Consider the following 20436-nt stretch of genomic DNA (forward strand, 5'->3'; position numbering starts at 1 on the left):
TGAGGCAAGATTGCGACCTGTCGGCTAACCGTAGTGTTGCTGGGCAAGAGACGCATGAACTGAGTAGGACGAATTGAACATGACCGGGTCACCGTCTATCGCAAGCGATGCCCAACAGAAGAAAGTAACGGTATCAGTTGTAGTTCCCGTTTACTCAGGGGCTCAATATTTACATGCGCTTTTTGATGAACTTCAGCTTCTGAAGGATCGCTGGGAAAATGAGAATGCCCCTGTCAGTCTCGTGGAGGCTATTTTTGTTGACGATGCCGCGATCGATAATTCGCCAGAGTTGATCGATCAGCTGTCACGTCAATATTCATGGGTGACGGCCATTCACCTTGCGCGCAATTTTGGCCAGCACCCTGCAACCATTGCGGGCATTCTACATACCTCTGGCGATTGGATCGTAACCCTCGACGAGGATCTCCAACATCCTCCAACTCATATCGACGAGCTTTTTCGTGAAGTGGCGCGATCAAGCTGCGACGTGGTGTATGCGAAGGCCGAGGGGAAGGTTCATGAGAACCGCGTCAGGGATCTGGGCTCCTCATTGTACAAGCGCTTTATCGAAAGGTTCAGTGGCATTTCCAACATCCGCTTCTTCAACAGCTTCCGCCTGATCCGAGGGCCCGTAGGACGGGCCGCCGGCAGCGTTTGTAGCCATGACACGTACTTCGACGTCGCCCTGTCGTGGTTCACTCAACGGGTTGGCGTTGTACCGATGCGTCTCAAGGATCATAGATTCATCGAAGAAGGTAAAAGTGGATACAAGTTTTCAAAGCTCCTGTCGCACGCGAGGCGCATGCTGATGTCGAGCGGAGCAAAAGTGAGTCGCATTGGTGGAGCCTCAGGCCTGCTGATTCTGGGCGCGAGTGTGGTATTTGGCCTCGTACTGCTGGTAAGGAAGCTTCTCTTCCCGGAAACGATCTTGGTCGGTGGCTGGACCTCCCTGATCCTCGCCGTAGTGTTCTTCGGAGGAATCATTACCTTCTTGATAGGGGTTGCCCTCGAATACCTATCATTTCTTGTCACCAGCGCTCATGGGCGTCCTATCTTCTTTATCGTCGATCGCAGCATGGATTTGGCTCTTATCCAGCACTTCGCACCGAAAAAGTCATGATCATCTTTCAGCGCCCGGTAATTGGCCTCGGACAACGATCACGGCATGTGGTCGCTATGTTCGGCATGGGGCTCGTCGGGCGTGCCATTGCCGCTTCGCTTCTGCGCTTATCAGATTGGACCTCACAGGAGCTCGCCTTTTCCTGGAGCGACCCGAGCCAGCGCATTGCGGATAGAAAACAGATAGAGCAGTTCTTGATCAGCACCACAGCTCTCCCGGCGCGAGGTGACGTTTATCGAATAGGCAGGCTCGATATCGTCTGGGCGGCTGGGCGGGCCGGGTTCGCCTCGTCGCAGGCCGAAGTAGAGCAGGAACTCGAGGCATTCCAAGATGTGTTGAAGATCAGTGAGCGCCTTTGCCAGCAAGTGCCAATGGCACAACATGCCATTCATCTCTTCAGTTCTGCCGGCGGCTTGTTCGAAGGGCAGCGTCAGGTCAACCGAGAGAGTACTCCCGCGCCGATACGCCCCTACGGAGCGTTGAAGCTCGAACAGGAGAAGCACTTGGCAGCGACTTCCGAAGAGGTCACGAAGCTGATATATCGACCGAGCTCGGTTTATGGTTACTCCGGAACCGGACTGCGCATCGGACTGGTCAGTGCCTTGGTTCAGAACGGGATCCGCCATCGTGTTTCCCGGATCTTCGGTGAACCTCATACAATCAGAGATTATGTTTTGGCCTCGGACATAGGATCATTCTTGGCGAAACAACTTACCGTGCCACCGAGCAACTCGCAGGTCTTCTTGCTGGCCAGCGGCAAGCCGAGCTCAATGTTCGAGATGCTGCATAAGATCGAACAGGCGGTCGGACGAAAGCTATATTGTCAGTTTGATTCCCAACCGTCCAACGCAAGCCACATCAGTTTTTGCAAAAGTGCTCTTCCTGTCACTTGGAATCCAACCGATCTGGATACCGGAATCCGGCAAACGGCGCTCCAGTTACGTGGAGCTTTCGTCCGAAGCGAATAAGTATCTGCTCAGCCATATTAAAAGACCAAGCTGGACCTTAACAAGGTAGCTTCGGTCATGTAGCAGAAGTTGACTTTCGATACCAAGATCTTTTGGAATATCACAACTCTTTATGAGTGACGAACCTTAACTATAAGGCACCGCGACAGATAGAAAGTGACACGATGGATCCTCAGCAAAAAGCAATTGCGGAAGAGTTCGACCGCTATAATTCCAAATACTCTGAGGCTGTCAATGCCGCTCTGCTCGTTCCAGGGATGAATGTCGATTATTTCACAAGAGTAAAATCTGAATACCTTGTGGATCTTACGCGGGAAGTCCTTGGCGAAACCACCGCGCTTTCGGCCCTTGATATTGGCTGTGGCGTTGGAAACTATCATGGGTTGATCAAGGGCCGCTTCGGCTCTATTGATGGTTGCGATGTTTCATCAGAGAGTATTGAGAGAGCCCGTACACGGCATCCTGACTTAGTGTACCAGAGCTACGATGGAAGCCGCTTGCCCTACGACGATGGAACTTTCGACGTGGCCTTCACAATCTGTGTCATGCATCATGTTCCTCCTCCAGCATGGACGAACTTTGTGAGGGAGATGCGCAGGGTCCTGCGCAAGGGAGGGTTAGCGCTGGTTTTCGAGCACAATCCCTACAACCCTCTGACGATGAAAGTCGTCAACCGTTGCCCTTTCGATGCCGATGCGGTTCTCCTCAAGCCTCATGTGACAAAGGGCCTGTTTAATGGGGCAGGATTCCGCGACATTCAGGTACGATCCATTCTGAACATTCCGAGCTTCGGACCCTTCACGAGGCGCATTGACCGCATTGTGGGACGATTGCCATCCGGAGCGCAGTATTTCCTCAGCGCTCGCACATGAAATTACTCGGATTCCCAACTTGTACTTCAATGCCTACCAACAGCCAGAAGCTAACTTAGGAAGAAGCCTGCTTCTACAGACAAGACGGTCATGAACGATAATCAAACTGCGCCCTCCGAGGCGCCTTCCACGAAGGCAGTTCCCGCAAAAGGCGTTTTCGCGAAGCTCATTCGCTTTGCTCTCGCAGGGGCTATCTCGACGGCTTTGTACTTTCTTATAGCTACACTGGCTGTGCGCCATATCGACGTTTCTCCAGTAACGGCTTCTTGTCTAGCCTATGTGATCTGTATTGTCGTCTCGTATTTCCTCCAGAGTCGCTTTACCTTTAGCATCAGGAACGACACAGCTGTACAAATCATGAAATTTCTCTCGGTTTCTTTCGTCGGTTTGCTTGTCGCTGCATTGGTTATGCATTGGGCGGTGCACATTTCCGGTTTGCCCTATTGGATCGGTGCCGCAGTCGTTTCCGGAGTTATCCCTATTGCAAACTTTGTGGTCTTCTTGATTTGGGTTTTCGTAGAACGATAAATTAGTCTCGTTCAATCGGAGCATGTTGTTGTTCCGCTCCATGCTTTGCAGCCTTTTCCATCGCAAGCGCAGTAAGCAGACGACTGCTAGCGACGGAGGCAACGTGTCTTCGGCGCATCCCTGCCCCAACGGCAATAATGGCTACCACAATGTGGCTGCGGCCGTGGTAGCCCGCCACCAGAAGCTAGCCGAGACGCGTAGGCCAAGAGGCTCCTGTTGTAGCTAGATCGGCACGTTTGGATTCGGCCTCAATCGCTCAAGCAAACGATCCCAAGCACTCCTATGATCGTGACCGATTGTGAAGCGGGCCACCTTGGGGCAGTCTTGCAATAGCCAACTGCCAGCTTTCCCTGGTCTGGGGTCGGAGGCAAGAACTTGTAACCTGTAGTTTGCTGTATCGTGTAATTCTTGAACAGTCCCGGCGCAAATGAACTCATGTTCAAGTCTGCAAAAGCGGTAGGTAGTCTAGCTCGATATCTAGTGAAACCACCTTGCACAGAAAGCCGCTTCATCTGTGGAAACTCCTGGAGAGTCTCAAGACGCGCCAGGATGCGGTTCGCTTGCTGAGCATCCCAATTGTTCACGCGCCACTGATCATAAAGAATGCGGTTGTTAGACGCGATGTAACCAAAGACGAGAAGCGAAGTCGTTGAGACAAGAATGCCTCTCATGACTTGACCACCTCCCAGCCACCCTAGCGCCACAGCTGCGCCGAGGAACACCGCGATGGCACTCAAGGTTCTCGGAACAAGCCAAAGGGTTTTTCCCACTATCGAAAGTCCGGCAATCCAGCAGACTGCAGCACCGAGAGCGACCATCGCCAAGAGAACTGCTGAAATGCCTTTGCGGACGAAAACGACCCGGAGTGAAACAAATAATGCTGCAGTAAGAGCCAACGCTGCGATGCCCGTCGTGACAGGAGGAACAAGGCGCGGAGGCGGGTAGAACGATCGCACGAGAGCGTCACGCAGAGCCCCAATTCGACCAGGTATCTCGTAAAGGCTGATCAGGCTCCCACGAGCCTCACTCGGGATCTGCAGGATGGCATTGATGCCCTTTGCCATTAAGAGGCAAACAGCTGCACTCACTGCTACGCCGATGATCGCGCGAGGAACTGGGCGGAGGCTCTCGCCTCGCATAAGCGCAGCGACCGAAGCAAACAAAAGTGTGATAAAAATATAGTGCAGCGTGATCTGATAAATTGATAGAGCGGCGATGATAAGAGCGACCCCACCGGCCCATTCCCGTCGCGACGTGCCCTTATAGAGTATTAGGCCGCCCAGCTGGCCGAGAACCAGCGACATACTTGCGAACAACGCAACATCGACGAACGTAAATATTTCCACCGTAAACGGATGCAGGCAGAAAATCGCAGAGAAAATCAAATATGGAGTTCTGCGCCCTTCTGGATCTATCGTTAGATAAGAGAATAGGCTTGCAATTGTCAGCAGACCGCAGGCCAGGAGAACCGAATTGAAAGCGACAGGTGCGGCGCCATACTCAAAGAGTCGAGAGAACAAAAACAGCGCTGCCAAGCCGAATCGATATTGAGACAATACCAAAGTAATATCACTGAAATACTTGCTTTCATCCGCTGCAGTAGCAGCAATCCAAGCGTCAACTGAGTAAAGAGGACCAAGAAACGCTGGCGCCTTGGCCAGCAAGACGAGGCCAAAGACGACCAGGAGTGAAATTTGATGATGTTTGATCGTCTTGAGGGGCGATTGCATGAGGAACTCTAGTGAATGACACTTTCTCGATCTTTATGAGAACACTCCCATAACGCCAATATTAAAGCTGCAATCTGCCTTCCCGAATATCATTAGCGTGTCGATAAAGCAGATGGAAACGTCAGTCTGTCGACGATGGGCAACATTAACGTTGGCTAGGTAACTCCGCAATCCGGACAACATCACACCAAGGATTGCCGCGCTTGCTGATAACGATCGTGAGCATTGCTCCAGCATCGGGCAAAGAAAGTGTCGCGGTTCCTTCTGGGGCAATTTCAATGTGAGTTATAGTTTCTTGGGCCCTCAGGAGTTGGACGTCTACGCCGTCAGCATCAGCGCATGGCGCTCCCACTGTTAACCTCAACGGTGCCCCGGAAGATAGGAACGTGAATCGAGTGGGCGCAGTCTCCCCAGGATGAACGATCAGTTCACCACTAGCTGCATACTCGAACCGGCCATATTTGTTTCCAAGCTCGATTGCGGAAGTCATAGCAAGCCTGAAGGCAGCATTCCCATAAACATCGCGCCAGCTAGGATAGATTGCGTAGAACTCCTCCAGCAGAGCGTTCACTTCGGCCGACGTGAAGGGGCGTTGCTTTTCATAGATGAATGCCTCAAGCCCATTCGCTATCCTGAATGAGCCATCTATCCTCTTGTATGCGGCTCCAATGCCTTGGCCAGAGAGTATCGCTTTCGCCGGAATTGTAATTACGCTTTGAGTATTCTCCGGCAAATGCGTCAGAATAGGATTCGATAGTACCGCGTACTGAGCCATGAACGGGGATACGGTGAGCCCTTGAATAAGATCAACGTGAGACGCATCCAAATCTTTCCCAGCAAGAGCTTCTCTTGATGCACTGAGAAGAGTATCCCGATTGAGAGACATGCTTGATGCGAATACGGTAAATTTCTCCCCAGGTTCTAAAAGTTTGTTTAGCCTTTTGGTGAGCCTTACGTATTCCCTTTGGTTGCCGATGAGATTCTTGTAGGTCGGACGAGGGAGGAGAACGCTGGCCCACTGCGGCCGAGGGATACTATGATAAAACGAGGCTGCAAAAACTCCGAGAGCGACAAGCGCCTGCCCTGCAGCAACTGCGGGTACGGGCTTGGCCATTGAAGACCAAAGCAGCGATAGCCCAAGACAACTCAGTAGGAAAAACCAAAATGCAAGAGGGAGGTAATGCTGCGGCCCGAAACCCTGCGTTTGCGTGAACAGCGCGAAAATGACAGCGATGTTGATGTTAATGAAGAGCACATCGAGCCGCTTCCTCAGCGATCCGAAAAGGAAAGCCTGAGCAGCTACAGCCAAAGCGAGATAGATCGTCCCAAAAGTCTGCCAGAGATTTGTGATGTGTCCCCAGGCTGGGCGCTGATACGCCACATATATGCTTGAATAGCTTGTATTCAAAACAGTCTGGATCAGGCCGCCTTGAAGCATGAGAGCCAGCGCGGCTGACGTAGCGCCGCCAATTGCAAAATTGACAGTTGTGCTTCTCAGCGCATCTCGCCAAGAGATACCTTTCTCAATGACTGCCCCTACCAGACAGTAAAGAGGGGCGGACAGAGCAAGAGCGACAATCGTGAATGCATACCACCGCCTGAACAAGAAGGGCATCCAAATCAGCGCACCTAAGAGAAGTGCGACACCTGGTCTAACCCGGTATCCAAGGCCCGTGGTACGGATGACGATGTACGCAAGTGCGAGCGGAATGAGGCCGACAATATCGGGAAAGCCCAGCAGGGTCGGCGTCCAATAAGGCACGTACAACCCTGCAAACATGCTGAATGCAACAAAGGCGAACGTCTGTTTGCTTTTCGGCTGAACGGTCAGATACGCAGCCGTTGCAGAGAGTAGAGCAACAGGCACAAAGTAGGTCAGAGCCACTCCTAGTATGTAGCCAACTCTGGCATATCCGAAGGTCAAGCTGAACGGGAGCAACAGAACAGCCGGCATCGAATTGTAGTCGCTTGCCCAGATTTCATTGCGCAAATGAACAGCCCAATAGTATACGCTCTCTTTGAACCTCAGCGAAGACTCCCAGTAAGCAATCCAGAAATTCCGGAAGTCGTTGACATATACATGGTGCTCCCCTTGCACGAAGAATACTACGTGCACAGTGGCAAGAATAGTCAGAATAATGGCTGTTAGATGAATTGCCGAGATTTTGATCTTAGCGTCTGAGGTCATGGCCTGAATTTCTGCGCCCGTAGGGTGTGTCTTCCCGTCAGTCCAAATTCTATAGATGGACTGATCACTGTCGCGCAAGGAGGCGCAATCTTGCAAAAAGGCGGAGCAGTGCGACAGCTCGCCACTCGTTCTGAGCTTATCATCTGACGAGGGACGTACTGATCACGGAGTTGAGCACTTTCAAGGCCCTCGGGCCGGCGGGGAACCGCAGCAAAGGCGCTTCAATTCAGCCCATGGGCCCACACCATTTCTGATAGCAATAATCCTCCTCGTCAGGTTAGTCCAAATATGCCGACGGATCGAGGGAGTCCGGTGTTTAAATGGCACCTAGGACGATTGTGCGGCCATATTGGGCGTCTCAAGAAAAGGTAAGTCCAGGATCGTTGTCGACGGAAAGGCCCCCCGGTGCTTGTCCAAGCGAAGCTGCGCGCGAAGAACCAGCGTTGCACCAGAGCGGCCAAACCTGCCGCCATTGCAGGCGCTGGTGGCGCCTGGCGTGACCTCCGACAGGCGTAAACAGGCTGATGTGGAAGGCTGTGCACGAGACCGCTGTTGTGTGGCCTGCTGAATGGTTAAGGCCATGGCAACTATTTCTAGTACCTGACCGACGGCGCCTCCAAGGGTTGCTCGGCAGAATTCTGAATCGGCCGCGTCTCCGGCTGAATGTCGATGGACTGATTGGCTCAGATCTGGGATGTATCGCCAGCACCTAGTGTCAGTTACCCGTTCAGCCAATGGAGCGAATAGAATTCGATTCGAGCGCAGATGGCATAGGCGCCAGGTAGGATGCGCAATTCAGTCCACGACAGAGTGTTTTAGCAAGCATGGTGGATTGGGCAAGGATCGGGTGCTTGTGTTTTTTAGATGTATCAGTAGAACAATGGCTACCTAGCAATCGGACAAGAGAAGAGAACCGGGATGGCAGTTAAGAGCGCGGGAAAGTGGCTTGTAGATCGCACGCTGTTACCCTTAGTGCAGTACGTAGCCGCTAATGTAGTGTTCAACGTCCGCGAAGTGAGTAAGGCTACGACACCGAGAGCTGAGGCACCAAAGACTACTTCAACGGAGATCTTAAATGTTAGGTTGTCTGATCAACCTACCGTAATTGTCGGCAATCTTGCTCCTGAACTCCAGGGCCAAGGCGGTTGGCGTTATCCACGATTGCTTACACGAATTTCTCAAGAGGAGGTTCAGAAGTCGGTTGAACTAATCCGGGCCCACTTGGACCACGTATACCTAGCTCCAACGGACCGAGAGATCCGCCACTATGCTCTTAGTCATATACCCAAGGAAGGCCTTGTCCTTGAATTCGGAGTGTTCAACGCAGAGTCCACCAACTATATTGCAAGCGAGTTGGTCCGACGGGATGATACGCGAACGCTTCACGGATTTGACTCGTTTGAAGGCCTATCTCACGATGGACCTGGATTCGTCTGGCAAAAGGGCAGGTTCAACCTGAATGGCCACCTTCCTGACGTTCTACCCAATGTGTCGCTTCACAAAGGCTGGATTGATGACACATTGCCGGCGTTCCTTGCACAGTATCCAAATGAAACTATTGCGTTTGTTCATGTTGATGTCGACATTTACGAACCCGCTAAAACTATTCTATCGCTGTGCAAGAACCGTCTAAGACGCGGATCAATTATCCTTTTTGATGAACTTGTCGGATATGCGGGATGGCGCTTTCACGAGTATAAGGCCCTGACAGAAGTATTCTCAGATGACGAGTATGAATATATCGCATTCTCAGACTTCTACCAGGCCGCCATCCGCATCAAATAGCCCTGACACTTGTACGACGATCGCGATCGCGGCGGAATGGCATATCTCCCGCCGCGCAGTTACCGTGGCCAGTTACGCAGGCAGCCGCTTCCAGGCCGTCATTTCCATGTCGGATTTCGTCACCGTGAACTCATCAAACTGGAAAATGGTGTCCCACCAGTCAGGTTTTGCAACCGTCCGATGTAGATTTCTCCCTTCTTGATCGATCGTTCCTGAAAGCCTAAGACTAATATTGCAGAAGAATGTTCCACCAGGCTTTAGGACGCGCTGGATCTCATCCCGCGTCGCAAAGATATCCGGCGGATCAAGGTGCTCCAGAACATCGAAGCATGTCACAAGGTCGAAAGTATCATTAGGGAATGGGGCGCGGCTATTCTCAAGAAGATGGATCACTTCCGCCCCGATCCGAGCATTGGCGCTGGCGGCCATCTTCGCGCTGACATCTACACCGAACGACTCCTTGCGGAAGAGATGTGACCGCATAAGCTCGACCGCGAAGCCTGCCCCGCTGCCGTAATCAAGATGATGCGGTCCGAGGTTCATCAGCCGTTCTTGGTTCTGAAGGCAAAGCCGGAAGCCCGGCGATCCTATTGGGTTCTGATAACCAGAATGCTCCGAAAAGACTTTATCGTAGATTTCACCGTACGGGCTCATCCTGATGCCTACTCTATGTCTTCCGTCAAGAACCATTGCCGCCACACTTCCGATACTACCCTAGCTGAGCGCCTCCAAGCTATCATCCGAGGAATGGCGAACATCCCTCCGCGACCGCGGAATTAGCTCTAACTGCTCACTGATCGTGTGCGTCCATCTTTAGCACGCTTCTCTAGAAGTTGCCGAAACAGGTTAGAGGGATGGGGAAGACAGCTTGCAGATTTCGTTTGCTGCAAGAGAGAGGTCTCTTTCCTTCGAACTGCATGGCCAGTTCCAGGTACTATCTTGTGCAACCATCCCTGCGCGATAGTCTCCATGTTCCAGCCCCAGTCTTCGAATCCGATCTGGCTGCTCATCCGCGTATAGCGGTATGGGACGCTCTGGAGAAGCGAGCGCGGAGCAAAGCACAACGCGGTCCAGTAGTTCGTCACTGCGAGGGCCGCGTGGTCGAATTCAGGATCCTCCATATCGATATGCAAGTAAAGGTGAGGATGGCTCCCGAACAAGACACTCAGTTCAGGATGCCATACAATGGGTCGCGGATCACTCTCCGCCGCATTGAAAGCAGCGGACAGCCAGGTACTGCCCCACAGATCGTCGGCATCGAGAAATGCGATCCACTTCCCTTGAGCTGCGGCGACACCACTATTACGTGATAAGCCCAGATCACCGTGATCGACCGTTACCACACGTGTATTCTTGGTACTATGACTGAAGCTCTGTACCAGTTCTTCCGTCACAGTGTCAGGCTTGTCGAGAACGATAACAGTCTCAACCAGAATGTCACTCCGCTCGCTCTGCTCGATCGCCTGCTTCAGGCTCAGGAGCGACGGTTGAGCAATGAGGCCCTCGCGATGCCCATTCACGATTGCGGTGATGTCAAATGAATCCATCGCAGTTCTCATGAAGCCAAGAAAGACGGAGTTTCGGAAAGGGTGGTTGTATACGTGTCCCAGGAGTGGAGGCGCTTAACCCGCTCGAGCATGCATTGGACCCGACGCGCGGCCTCCTCTGGATTCGCTCGGATCTCTACAAGTGCCCGGATGTAAGCGCTGGGATCCTTGTAGTCATTGATGAGCCACCCTGTGTCGTCGTCGACAAGCTCAGCGATGCCACCGACGTTTGACGCAACGATAGGAACTCCTAGAGAAGCGGCATTAATCAAGACCGTGGGAATACCGTCCCAGAGCGAGGTGTAGAGGAATGCTCCATATTGCTGCGTAGGCAGCGCTTCAAATGATGGAAAAGCTCCCTTCATTGTCAGGTTGCCAGTGTTCAATCCCACTGAATTGAGCTTTTGCTTATAACTCTCGTCTCCATCCCCGTAGACGTCGAAATGGAAATCTGGTGCCGATGAGACGATCTCAATGAGGAGATCGACGTTCTTCTGTCTAGCAAACCGTCCAGCCCAGAAAACTGGAAGTCTCCCGACACCTTCTTGACGCACGAAGCCGCGTGGTTGCGCAGAATTCGACGTAGGCTGCCGCAAGACCTCGATCCGGCTCTGAAGTGAGGGCGGAACACCATACTCCTCGATCATCTGCTGAGCGAAAGTCTCGTTGTCGAAATAAATCTTCCTTGTAAACGGAAGGCAGGCCCTGAAATGTGTGTCGGCGTAGCCAGCCGCACGGCCGTCGGAGGTATAGTCCCTGCAAAAGAGGGAGGCATAAATGTCCGTCATCGTCGATAAAGGAGACCCGGTCTTCTTTATTGCTTCCCAACAAGCCACGCTATTGACGTTAAGGACGGCCCGCGGCTTCAGCGCCATGATCAGCATTTGGACGAGGCGCACACGATCAGATGCCGAGAGGTCGGGCAACAGGTCAGAGAAGATTCGAATGTTGGCAGTTTCTGGCAGCCAGTCGCGCGCTTCGACACGGTCATAGTCCGTGACGACAAGGAGAGTCCTTTCGGTCCCCCTTAACTGAATTGCCGCTCGAACAGCGTTCACCGCAGCAAGGTCAGCTCCCCCGCGCGTCAACCATGGTACGAATATCAGATAATCATACGGCCGATCGAGTGACTCAAAAAGTTGCTTCCACGCCGTGACATGTGAACCTCGTGGAATGCTTCGGTTGACGAGCAACTGATCGAGATCGTTAAAGCACGCAGCACCCGCGATGTCCGGCTCAAATTTGGCGACATCTATAATCGTTTGAGCAACGGTCTGAGTTTGGCCTGAAGAGAGGACCGGGACCCGTTTTGGGCTGTCCTTGCTCGGCTCCCGCCTGTCCGGCGTGGCATTCGGCCGTGCCTTGCGAGGTTGCTTTTTGGCGTCCGGAATCAGTGGAAGAATCGGAATTCCTTTTCGAAGGACCTTCCGACGAAGATGCCCCAGCAGCCAACGGTATGTCGGCACCTGGCCTCTGTAGGGAGCAGTTTGGCGGCGCTCCTTGGCAAGCTTCGCCTCAAGTTCCGGGACTCTTTTTCCAACAGCGCGCGCGGCTCGCAGGTCAGTCTCCAAACGCGTGATATCGGTCTGCAGGCTTTGAACATGGGCGTTCATATGCTCTGCTTCGGTCTGCAGGCTTTGAACATGGACGTTCATATGCTCTGCTTCGGCCTGCAGGCGGCCAATGACAGCCAGGTAATGTTCCCTCTCCATCGCAGCGCCGGTTTCGAGGCGTGTCCGCTCGATCGTTGCCGCCTCCCGCAGATCGTATACTTGCTTCGCCTTGTTATAAAGTGTACGCTCAACTGCAGCCGGGTTGTCAGAGATCTGATCGAGCACGGACAGGGCAGTCGCACAGCGCGTTGCCAAATCAAGCAACTGCGTCATCTCTCTGAAGGCAAAGTCAGGAGGAGCATCTAGGCTGCCAAACTGTTCATTCCAGTCTGATTGAACAGCTCGTTGGGCCATATCAAGTGCACATCGCCACCACCGTTTAGCGCTCTCCCGATCCCCCTCGACCTGAGAAAGAACGCCCAACCGGAAGGCCGCGTCAATGGTTTTGGTCCCGAGCAAAGGCGAATAGATCCAAAATGGAAGTGCGGCGCATCGCTCAAGGCTCTGTTTGGCGGCCTGATGATCGCCAGCTCCCATTTCGAGAATGCCTTGAACATACAGAAGAGAGACTGCCCAACGGATGGCGATGGGTGAACTCGTTTCTGGATGCTCCAGTGACGTATAAGGCATAAAGCGCTTAATAAGATGCGCAAATTCAGCTTTTGGCCGTCCATTTTCCAGCATACGGTAGGCTATTACGCAGAGTGCCGCCGCTTCGTCGGAGCCCCCAACCGTCGATTCTAGGACGCGGTCCGCAATTTTCTCCAGCTCAACTGGGTCACTCATGCGTGGCCCGATGGAAACCATACTTCTTATGAGCCATGGATTTTTGTACTGGCCCGAGAAGTCCAGCAATGCAGGCTTGGCCTCAACTGCGGCCGGCGGAAACATACGTTCCTCGTATCGCTGACCTGCTGCGGCAAGCGGATCACGCATCGCGAGAAGGAGGCACCACTCGCTGGTTTGCCGCGGAGCGTCGTCGACCGGCAGTGATCGCCACTCCCGAGGAGTCACGCTCCAAGCGCCATCAATCTTCTTTCTGCTTGCACTTTGAACGAAGGCTCGCTCGAGCAGAAACTCCGCTCCAACCTCGCGGATCAGAGCATGCCAATCATAGAGTCTGAAATGATGAGGATTGGGGTCGACGCCGGTTTCGTCACTCCAATCGTGTGGGACACTGACCATCAGGCGCCCGCCGGGAGCTAGAACACGGGCGCACGCCTGCAAAAACGGGTCGGCATGCTCCAAATGCTCAAGGGTTTCAAAGCTGGCAATGAAATCCACCGAGCCTTCGGGAAGTTGGTTAAGCGCGTCCGGCAGGAATCCCTTACGGAACGTAATACCGCGGTTCGGCGCTCCATAGGCAAGGGACGCATACTCCACCGCATAGTCGCTGGCATCGATACCAGTGACCTCAGACGCAAGTGAGTTGTGGGCTAGAATGTGTGTTCCGTATCCAAGGCCACACGCTGCATCTAAGACGCGATCTCCGGGCCGAATGAATCGAGCCGCTTCGAAGTACCGAATCATGTGGGCGTCGGAGCGACGACCCTGCTCCCGAGCCATGTCCATATGAAGATCCCGCTCGGCGGCGAGTGCGCTCAACGGATAGCGCTCAAGGACCGCGGCAGGCGGCCTTTCCATAACAATGGTGATATCGTCCGGCTCATTCTCCAGACTCTCGTATGGAATAGCAACGTAGTATCTGGGATGCTTCCGGAAGCCGACTTGAAGAAGCTGCGTCTCCCACCAGGCTCGATCCCGACGGGGAGCGCCCGACGATTGAGCAGAATCCACTTCCGTCCTGACGCGAATGTAAACAGACCGCTTCGCCACCCGGAACAGCTCATGAAGAGCGACTGTCACGTCCTCTTGAGCGATGGACTCAAGGCTATGAATTGCCGTCACGATATCTACTGAGCAATTGGGATTGCTCAGTGCGAACATGGATTCCTGTCGTATCCGGCCGGGACATTTGCGATCGGCTACGGCGACAGCAATTTCTGACACATCAACGCCGGAAGCCGCGATGCCTTGGGCGGATAATGCAGCAACAAGATCGCCCATCCCACAGCCGACATCGAGTGCACTTCCCCAACCGCAAACCTTGAGGATCTCGCCGGCTAACTTCTCAGCCATCTGACGCGAGCTAGAGTCTAGATAGACCGATTTCTCCAAGTTTCGGCTATACATCTTCTGGCGTCCCATTTGTTAAGGCCGTTCTGCAAGGTCGCAGTCCGGGTCAATTTGAGTGCGAGGCATAATAGGCTTTGGCCTAGACTCTATTCGCCTTACACGCGGCATAGGTTTGAAAGTCGATCCACCGCCTTCTACATTCCGGCAGCAATCCTGAGCAAGTATTGCCCGTAGGTGCTTTTTGAGAGCGTAGTCCCAAGGGCCACGAGTTGCTCCCGCTCAATCCATCCTGAGGCATATGCAATTTCTTCCGGACAAGCGATCCGGAAACCTTGGCGTTTCTCTAGAGCACGCACAAATTCCGCAGCTTCAACGAGGCTGTCAGGAGTCCCAGTATCCAACCAGGCGAAACCACGCCCCATCAATTCAACTTGAAGCTGCCCCTTCTCGAGATAGACGCGGTTCACATCGGTGATCTCAAGTTCGCCACGAGCAGACGGCTTCAGATTTGCCGCAATATCAACGACCTGATGATCGTAGAAATACAGCCCCGTCACCGCCCAGTTCGAACGCGGATCCTTTGGTTTCTCCTCGATGGAGATTGCTCGGCCGTTGCTGTCGAACTCGACGACGCCGTAACGCTCGGGATCGGTGACATGGTATGCAAAGACCGAAGCTCCAGAAGTGCGGCTTGCTGCAGAGCGGAGGAGTTCCGTCAACCCGTGCCCGTAGTAGACATTGTCGCCAAGGATCAGCACCGAGGGGCCGCCAGCGACGAAATCTGCTCCTATGATATAGGCCTGCGCGAGTCCTTCTGGCTTCGGCTGCTCCGCATAGGACAGGCGAATACCCCACTGCTCTCCGCTTCCAAGCAGCTGGCGGAAGCGCGGTAGATCGTCCGGAGTCGAGATGATGAGAATATCGCGGATGCCGGCCAGCATGAGTGTGGTCAGCGGATAATAGATCATCGGCTTGTCATAGATGGGAAGCAGCTGCTTCGACGTCACATACGTCATCGGATGCAGCCGTGTTCCGCTGCCTCCCGCCAGAATGATGCCCTTCATCGTTTCATCTCCTTGGATACAAGGGGGTCACCACGAGGGGCCCTATGTCCAATCGTCATCTTATGCAAAGTAGGCCGGCAGTTCGGCGAGCAGCGGCTGCTGCCTGTCCTTATCCGACAAAATCGCATCGGTCGGCGCGACAGGCCAATCGATGGCGAGCGCCGGATCGTTCCAACGCAAACCGTGATCGTGTGCAGCTGAGTAATAGGCCGAGACCTTGTAAACAATCTCCGTATCGGGCTCGAGCGTGCAGAAGCCGTGAGCGAATCCGACCGGCACGAGGAGCTGTCGCCCATTTTCAGCGGACAGTTCCACGGCAACATGCCTACCAAAGGTCGGCGATGATCTGCGGATGTCGACCGCGACATCGAGAACCCGGCCTCGGACAACCCGGATGAGCTTGGCCTGTGCGAATGGGTTGCTCTGGAAATGCAGTCCTCTGACCGTGCCGGCGACGGCCGAGAGTGAATGGTTGTCCTGCACGAACTCCATATCGACCCCGGCTTCAGCAAAGCGCTGCTTGTGATAGGTTTCGGCAAAGAACCCGCGATTGTCACCGAAACGCTTTGGCGTGACCACCTTAATCTCAGGTATAGCTGTCGGCTCGACAGTCAGCACACTCGATCCTCACTCTGCTCGCAAGGCACTCGTTATGTTGCCTTAACAGTATCGACGCCCCGCCCAAAAGACGGTGCCACATCGGCCCTAGACGGCAATCCCGAGCCGTTCTCCCTGGTAGACGCCTGAACGCACGCGCTCCCACCACGCCCGATTGTCGAGATACCAGGCAACGGTCTTCCGGAGTCCGGTCTCGAAGGTTTCGGCCGGGCGCCATCCCAGTTCGCGCTCGATCTTGCTGGCGTCGATGGCGTAGCGAAGATCATGGCCGGGCCGATCGGTCACGTAGGAAATCAGCTTTTCCCGCGGCCCGATCGAATGGCTCGGCACCATCTCGTCGATGAGGCCACAGATGGAGCGAACGACATCGATGTTCGTGCGCTCATTCCAGCCGCCGATGTTGTAGTTCTCACCTACCCTGCCCTTTTCAGCCACGAGGATCAGCGCCTCGGCATGGTCCTCCACATAGAGCCAGTCGCGCACGTTCTCGCCCTTGCCGTAAACCGGCAGAGGCTTTCCCTCGAGCGCATTCAGGATCATGAGGGGAATGAGCTTTTCGGGGAAATGATACGGCCCATAATTGTTGGAGCAGTTGGTGATCAGCGTCGGCAGGCCGTAGGTGTGGTGCCAGGCGCGCACGAAATGGTCGGATGCAGCTTTGGAGGCCGAGTACGGCGAGTTGGGCTGGTACGGATACTCTTCGTGGAAGAAGCCTTCCTCACCCAGGGAGCCGAAGACTTCGTCGGTCGAGATGTGATGGAAGCGGAAGGCGTCCCGCCGCGCGGCATCCAGCTTGTTCCAGTAAGCCAGGGCCGCCTGGAGCAATGAGAAGGTACCGACGACGTTGGTCTGCACGAACTCCCCCGGGCCGTCGATCGAGCGGTCGACATGGCTTTCGGCCGCAAGGTGCATGATCACGTCCGGCTGGTATTCACCGACCACAGCCTGCATCTTCTTGGCATCAGCAATATCGGCCCGCATGAAACGATAGCGGTCACTGCCGGCAACGGATTGGAGGGAATCGAGGTTGCCCGCGTAGGTAAGCTTGTCGACGACGAGAACCTGATGCGGCGTGTTCGAAATAAGCTTGCGGACGACGGCCGATCCGATGAATCCGGCGCCCCCGGTGACCAAGTATCGCTTTGCCATGACCCCTGCTCTTTTCTGTCCCCAATTGCCGCGCAAACCCCACCATCCGGCATGGGCGCCCCGCTTTCTCCATCTTCGGCAGGGTACTAGCCTATAATGGTAATATCGTCCACGGCTTACGGGCTCACCTCGGCGCGAGGGGCAATAAGCCACATTCAAACGGCATATTCAATCTTAGGTAGAATGCCGGATCTCTACTTCGCCTACTGCCTCGATTGGAAATAGCGCCCGGCCTCCTTGCGGATCCGCTCCAGCACGGGGTGCTCCTCGACCTGGCGGTAGGCGGCCAGGATCCTGTCCGCACCGTAGAGCTCCCGCAGGCGCTTCCAGGCTTCGGCCATATGCACCACCCGCTTCTCCTCGTCGATGCTCCGCGACTTGCGATGATAGACGAAGGTGTTGGTCGCCACGGCGAGTTCGAAGCCGGCGCCGAGCGCCCGCAAGCAATAATCGTTCTCCTCGCCGTAGAAGAGCTTGAAATTCTCCTCGTCGAAGAAGCCGATGCTCTCGATAACGTCTTGCTTGATGCCGAAGCAGAAACCGTGGACCAGCGGCACGCGAGGCAGGAGATCCGCATCGCTCCAGGCTTCGCAGGCCTTGTCAAGATCGGCAGATGTCTTGCCCTTCGGCAAGGTGTTGATCGCCGTGTTTTTTCCAGTGGCCTTGATGTGGGGAATGGATTGAGCGCCAGCAGCATTCGAGAGCGGACCGACAATGCCGACCCTCTCGCTTCGATTGGCGGCTTCGAGAAGCTTCAGGGCCCAATCCGGGCTGACAATGGTGTCGCTGTTCAGCAGAATGCGAAAGGCCGCGGCTCCGGCGGCAAGACCGCGATTGGCCGAGCGCGTATAGCCCAGGTTCTCCTCATTCTCGAGCAGAGTGACCTGATTCCTGTCCTTCGCGAACTCACGCAGGTAGGAGGTCGTTTCCTCATTGGAGCGATCATTGACGACGATGATCCTGTGGCTTGGCAGAAGGCATGCCCCTGCCGCCTCCAGGCAGAGGCGGACATCCTCCAAAGCGTTATGAACGCATACGACGATATCGATAGGGGCTTCGGTCAAGGGCTCCAGCCGCTGGCTCTTGACCTCAGCGAACGTGCGTCCCGTCGACGGACTGGAGAGAGTGCCCAGTTTCAAGAGCATGTCCGGGATCACCAGAGCCCGGGCAAAACTGTGTCGGAAATAGACAAAATCCTCATGATCCCGGACTGATGCTCCTTGCGGCAGCAGAGGAGCAATCCGGAGGTGGGGATGTCGATAATTGACCCATGCAAAACCGAGTTGGTCCCGACGGCTGAAAGCTTCGATCTGTTGCCACCACAGATGAAGGGCATCCGCTGTTTCCCGCTTCCTGAGGGGAACGATCATGAAGCCGGTTTCGAACAGCGGTTGCTTGAGGGGCAAACCGGCCTTCCTATAATGCTCGACCTGCCTGTCAATGAGCTTCGAGGCATCCTTCTTGAGCCGCTTGCAGGCCTCAGCCTCGTCATAGAAGCAGGCGCGATGCGGATGCGGGACCAGGCCGAGATCGGCATTCTGATGCTCGATCAATTCGACATAGCGATGGATATCGCCCTTCAAGACGATATTGGCATCGAGCCAGACCGCGATCTCATGGGTGGGAAAAAGCTCGTGCGGGTGCGTCTTGACCCAGCGGGCGACCCTCGTCGGATCGGGATGGAAGTACGGCGCGGAACGCATCTGCCAGACGCCATAATCGTTCCGCGGGCGATCCGTGAAGCACACGTAATCGACATTCGGATCGATGCGCTCCGGGAGCAGCAGGTTGTCGTACTCACCGAAGATGGCCGTGTAGACGACAATCCTTCGCCCTCCCGCGCCAGAGGAACGATAGACAGAAATCTGCTGCGCGATATCGTCCTTCACATCCCAGCGATTGTCGAACAAAGCCTGGGCGGCCCTTCTCGGCAACCTTGTGGCTAAAATGTCCTTGGTTCGATCAAGACTGCGCTGCACCCCTGCAGCCACGCGCGGAAGACGCCTGGCCAGCAGGCGTAAGGGACGTGTCACTGTCCAGGACAAGGAGCCCCGCAGCCCGTTGATCTCCGTTCGCAGTTCCCGGATCGTGGCCTTAAGCTCAGCGATCTCGTCCCTTTGTCGTTGGACTTGCTCCTGCAGGGAGACGGTATCCGTTACAACGCTCGTATCGGTGCCGTGGGATGTAGAATGCAGAGCATCCTGGGTCATGTGTCCGAGACCTTGCCGCTCATAACCCGCAAGCCCGTCCAGGGACGGCATGAGATTGCTGAGCCCGAGACGAGCAACCTGTTCGCATCAGTTTCATGCCCATCATCCTTGCCCTCTCTGACAGCATGCCAGGATCACCCGTCCTTAGCATCCGTGCCCGTGGCAGCGGCGTAGGTTTCGATAACATCCTCAATGGGTCCAAACGCCTTGATCTGGCCGTGCTCCAGGAGAAGTCCCTTGTTGCAGATTTCGCGCAGCACCTTGTTGGAGTGCGACGCCAGAACGAGAAGTTTCGACTCCCGTGCAAAGCTCTCCAGCTTCTCGTTAGCTTTCTTCAAGAAGCGGGCATCGCCCGTGGCCACGACCTCGTCCAGCAGCAGGATGTCCGTCTCGACATGGGTCGAGATGGCAAAGGCCAGACGCGCGCGCATGCCGGACGAATAGGTGCGCATCGGCAGATCGAGGAAGTCGCCGAGTTCGCTGAACTCGGCGATGACATCGGCCTTTTTCTTCAGCTCGGCCTTGCTCATCCCCAGAAAGAGACCGCGGATGAAAATGTTGTCGTACCCGGTCGAATCCATGTCGAGACCGAAGCCGAGGTTCAACAGCGGCGCCACGCGTCCCTGAATGGTCACCCGTCCATGCGTGGGCGCGTAGAGCTTGGCCATCACGCGCAGGAGCGTGGTCTTGCCTGCACCATTGTGCCCCAGAAGAGCGAGACGATCGCCCGGTCCCAGGGTGAGCGACAATTGATCGAGGGCGCGCACCACCAAGTGGCCCGACTGCCCCGAGGACAATTGCCCGCCGATGGGCTTCTCCTCGGAAGACGACCGCCGCCGGTCGGACTTCGAGGCCTGAACCGGAAATTCCAGTGTTATGTTTTCAAGCTTGATCAGCGCCATTGTCAG

15 protein-coding genes are annotated in these 20436 nt (G+C 54.8%); 5 read left to right on the forward strand and 10 right to left on the reverse strand.

Features of this window, described 5'->3' with window-relative positions:
• Positions 1-79 precede the first annotated feature (79 nt).
• From JO965_RS18810 to JO965_RS18825, 4 genes are all read left to right on the forward strand, one after another.
• Positions 80-1120 (forward strand): glycosyltransferase, encoded by a 1041-nt coding sequence (locus tag JO965_RS18810; RefSeq protein WP_203440536.1) that lies wholly within the window; start codon positions 80-82, stop codon positions 1118-1120.
• Complete coding sequence (locus JO965_RS18815) at positions 1117-2088, forward strand: NAD(P)-dependent oxidoreductase (protein ID WP_203440537.1); 972 nt, start codon at positions 1117-1119, stop codon at positions 2086-2088. Before JO965_RS18810 ends, JO965_RS18815 begins: the two co-directional genes overlap by 4 nt.
• 164 nt (positions 2089-2252) lie before the next feature.
• Positions 2253-2960: a class I SAM-dependent methyltransferase gene (locus JO965_RS18820; protein ID WP_203440538.1), complete on the forward strand. Its 708-nt coding sequence runs from the start codon at positions 2253-2255 to the stop codon at positions 2958-2960.
• Positions 2961-3050: 90 nt separating this feature from the next.
• The gene (locus tag JO965_RS18825; RefSeq protein ID WP_203440539.1) at positions 3051-3488 is read left to right on the forward strand and encodes a GtrA family protein; all 438 of its coding nucleotides are present in this window, start codon (positions 3051-3053) and stop codon (positions 3486-3488) included.
• 248 nt (positions 3489-3736) lie between these two features.
• On the opposite strand, the gene JO965_RS18830 is transcribed toward JO965_RS18825, so the two are convergent.
• Together JO965_RS18830 and JO965_RS18835 are read right to left on the reverse strand one after the other, a co-directional pair.
• On the reverse strand, positions 3737-5218 hold the full coding sequence (locus JO965_RS18830) for a glucosyltransferase domain-containing protein (RefSeq protein ID WP_203440540.1): 1482 nt from the start codon (positions 5216-5218) through the stop codon (positions 3737-3739).
• Positions 5219-5363: 145 nt separating this feature from the next.
• Complete coding sequence (locus JO965_RS18835; RefSeq protein WP_203440541.1) at positions 5364-7406, reverse strand: hypothetical protein; 2043 nt, start codon at positions 7404-7406, stop codon at positions 5364-5366.
• A gap of 918 nt (positions 7407-8324) precedes the next feature.
• Here JO965_RS18835 and JO965_RS18840 point away from each other — a divergent pair.
• Positions 8325-9191: a class I SAM-dependent methyltransferase gene (locus JO965_RS18840; RefSeq protein ID WP_203440542.1), complete on the forward strand. Its 867-nt coding sequence runs from the start codon at positions 8325-8327 to the stop codon at positions 9189-9191.
• A 72-nt stretch (positions 9192-9263) separates the two neighbouring features.
• Here JO965_RS18840 and JO965_RS18845 read toward each other — a convergent pair whose 3' ends face one another.
• From JO965_RS18845 to JO965_RS18880, 8 genes are all read right to left on the reverse strand, one after another.
• Positions 9264-9845 carry a class I SAM-dependent methyltransferase gene (locus JO965_RS18845; RefSeq protein ID WP_203440543.1) on the reverse strand — a complete coding sequence of 194 codons (582 nt, stop codon included), beginning with the start codon at positions 9843-9845 and terminating at the stop codon, positions 9264-9266.
• A gap of 128 nt (positions 9846-9973) precedes the next feature.
• Complete coding sequence (locus JO965_RS18850; protein WP_203440544.1) at positions 9974-10738, reverse strand: glycosyltransferase family A protein; 765 nt, start codon at positions 10736-10738, stop codon at positions 9974-9976.
• A gap of 8 nt (positions 10739-10746) precedes the next feature.
• The gene (locus tag JO965_RS18855; protein ID WP_203440545.1) at positions 10747-14490 is read right to left on the reverse strand and encodes a methyltransferase domain-containing protein; all 3744 of its coding nucleotides are present in this window, start codon (positions 14488-14490) and stop codon (positions 10747-10749) included.
• Between the two features lie 191 nt (positions 14491-14681).
• Complete coding sequence (rfbA, locus tag JO965_RS18860) at positions 14682-15551, reverse strand: glucose-1-phosphate thymidylyltransferase RfbA (RefSeq protein ID WP_203440546.1); 870 nt, start codon at positions 15549-15551, stop codon at positions 14682-14684.
• Between the two features lie 60 nt (positions 15552-15611).
• On the reverse strand, positions 15612-16169 hold the full coding sequence (gene rfbC / locus JO965_RS18865) for a dTDP-4-dehydrorhamnose 3,5-epimerase (protein ID WP_203440547.1): 558 nt from the start codon (positions 16167-16169) through the stop codon (positions 15612-15614).
• 87 nt (positions 16170-16256) lie between these two features.
• On the reverse strand, positions 16257-17318 hold the full coding sequence (gene rfbB, locus JO965_RS18870; protein ID WP_203440548.1) for a dTDP-glucose 4,6-dehydratase: 1062 nt from the start codon (positions 17316-17318) through the stop codon (positions 16257-16259).
• A 203-nt stretch (positions 17319-17521) separates the two neighbouring features.
• A complete protein-coding gene (locus JO965_RS18875; RefSeq protein ID WP_203440549.1) occupies positions 17522-19579 on the reverse strand; it encodes a glycosyltransferase domain-containing protein in 2058 nt (685 codons plus the stop codon).
• Positions 19580-19662: 83 nt separating this feature from the next.
• Positions 19663-20430: an ABC transporter ATP-binding protein gene (locus JO965_RS18880; RefSeq protein WP_203440550.1), complete on the reverse strand. Its 768-nt coding sequence runs from the start codon at positions 20428-20430 to the stop codon at positions 19663-19665.
• Positions 20431-20436: the final 6 nt, after the last annotated feature.

This window comes from Microvirga sp. VF16 (assembly GCF_016864375.1).
Classification (GTDB): Bacteria; Pseudomonadota; Alphaproteobacteria; order Rhizobiales; family Beijerinckiaceae; genus Microvirga.

Excerpts from the sequence above, each read along its gene's own strand:
- JO965_RS18810 (WP_203440536.1), top strand. The coding sequence starts at position 80 with ATGACCGGGTCACCGTCTATCGCAAGCGATGCCCAACAGAAGAAAGTA.
- JO965_RS18815 (WP_203440537.1), top strand. The coding sequence starts at position 1,117 with ATGATCATCTTTCAGCGCCCGGTAATTGGCCTCGGACAACGATCACGG.
- JO965_RS18820 (WP_203440538.1), top strand. The coding sequence starts at position 2,253 with ATGGATCCTCAGCAAAAAGCAATTGCGGAAGAGTTCGACCGCTATAAT.
- JO965_RS18825 (WP_203440539.1), top strand. The coding sequence starts at position 3,051 with ATGAACGATAATCAAACTGCGCCCTCCGAGGCGCCTTCCACGAAGGCA.
- JO965_RS18830 (WP_203440540.1), bottom strand. The coding sequence starts at position 5,218 with ATGCAATCGCCCCTCAAGACGATCAAACATCATCAAATTTCACTCCTG.
- JO965_RS18835 (WP_203440541.1), bottom strand. The coding sequence starts at position 7,406 with ATGACCTCAGACGCTAAGATCAAAATCTCGGCAATTCATCTAACAGCC.
- JO965_RS18840 (WP_203440542.1), top strand. The coding sequence starts at position 8,325 with ATGGCAGTTAAGAGCGCGGGAAAGTGGCTTGTAGATCGCACGCTGTTA.
- JO965_RS18845 (WP_203440543.1), bottom strand. The coding sequence starts at position 9,845 with ATGAGCCCGTACGGTGAAATCTACGATAAAGTCTTTTCGGAGCATTCT.
- JO965_RS18850 (WP_203440544.1), bottom strand. The coding sequence starts at position 10,738 with ATGGATTCATTTGACATCACCGCAATCGTGAATGGGCATCGCGAGGGC.
- JO965_RS18855 (WP_203440545.1), bottom strand. The coding sequence starts at position 14,490 with ATGGCTGAGAAGTTAGCCGGCGAGATCCTCAAGGTTTGCGGTTGGGGA.
- rfbA (WP_203440546.1), bottom strand. The coding sequence starts at position 15,551 with ATGAAGGGCATCATTCTGGCGGGAGGCAGCGGAACACGGCTGCATCCG.
- rfbB (WP_203440548.1), bottom strand. The coding sequence starts at position 17,318 with ATGGCAAAGCGATACTTGGTCACCGGGGGCGCCGGATTCATCGGATCG.
- JO965_RS18875 (WP_203440549.1), bottom strand. The coding sequence starts at position 19,579 with ATGCCGTCCCTGGACGGGCTTGCGGGTTATGAGCGGCAAGGTCTCGGA.
- JO965_RS18880 (WP_203440550.1), bottom strand. The coding sequence starts at position 20,430 with ATGGCGCTGATCAAGCTTGAAAACATAACACTGGAATTTCCGGTTCAG.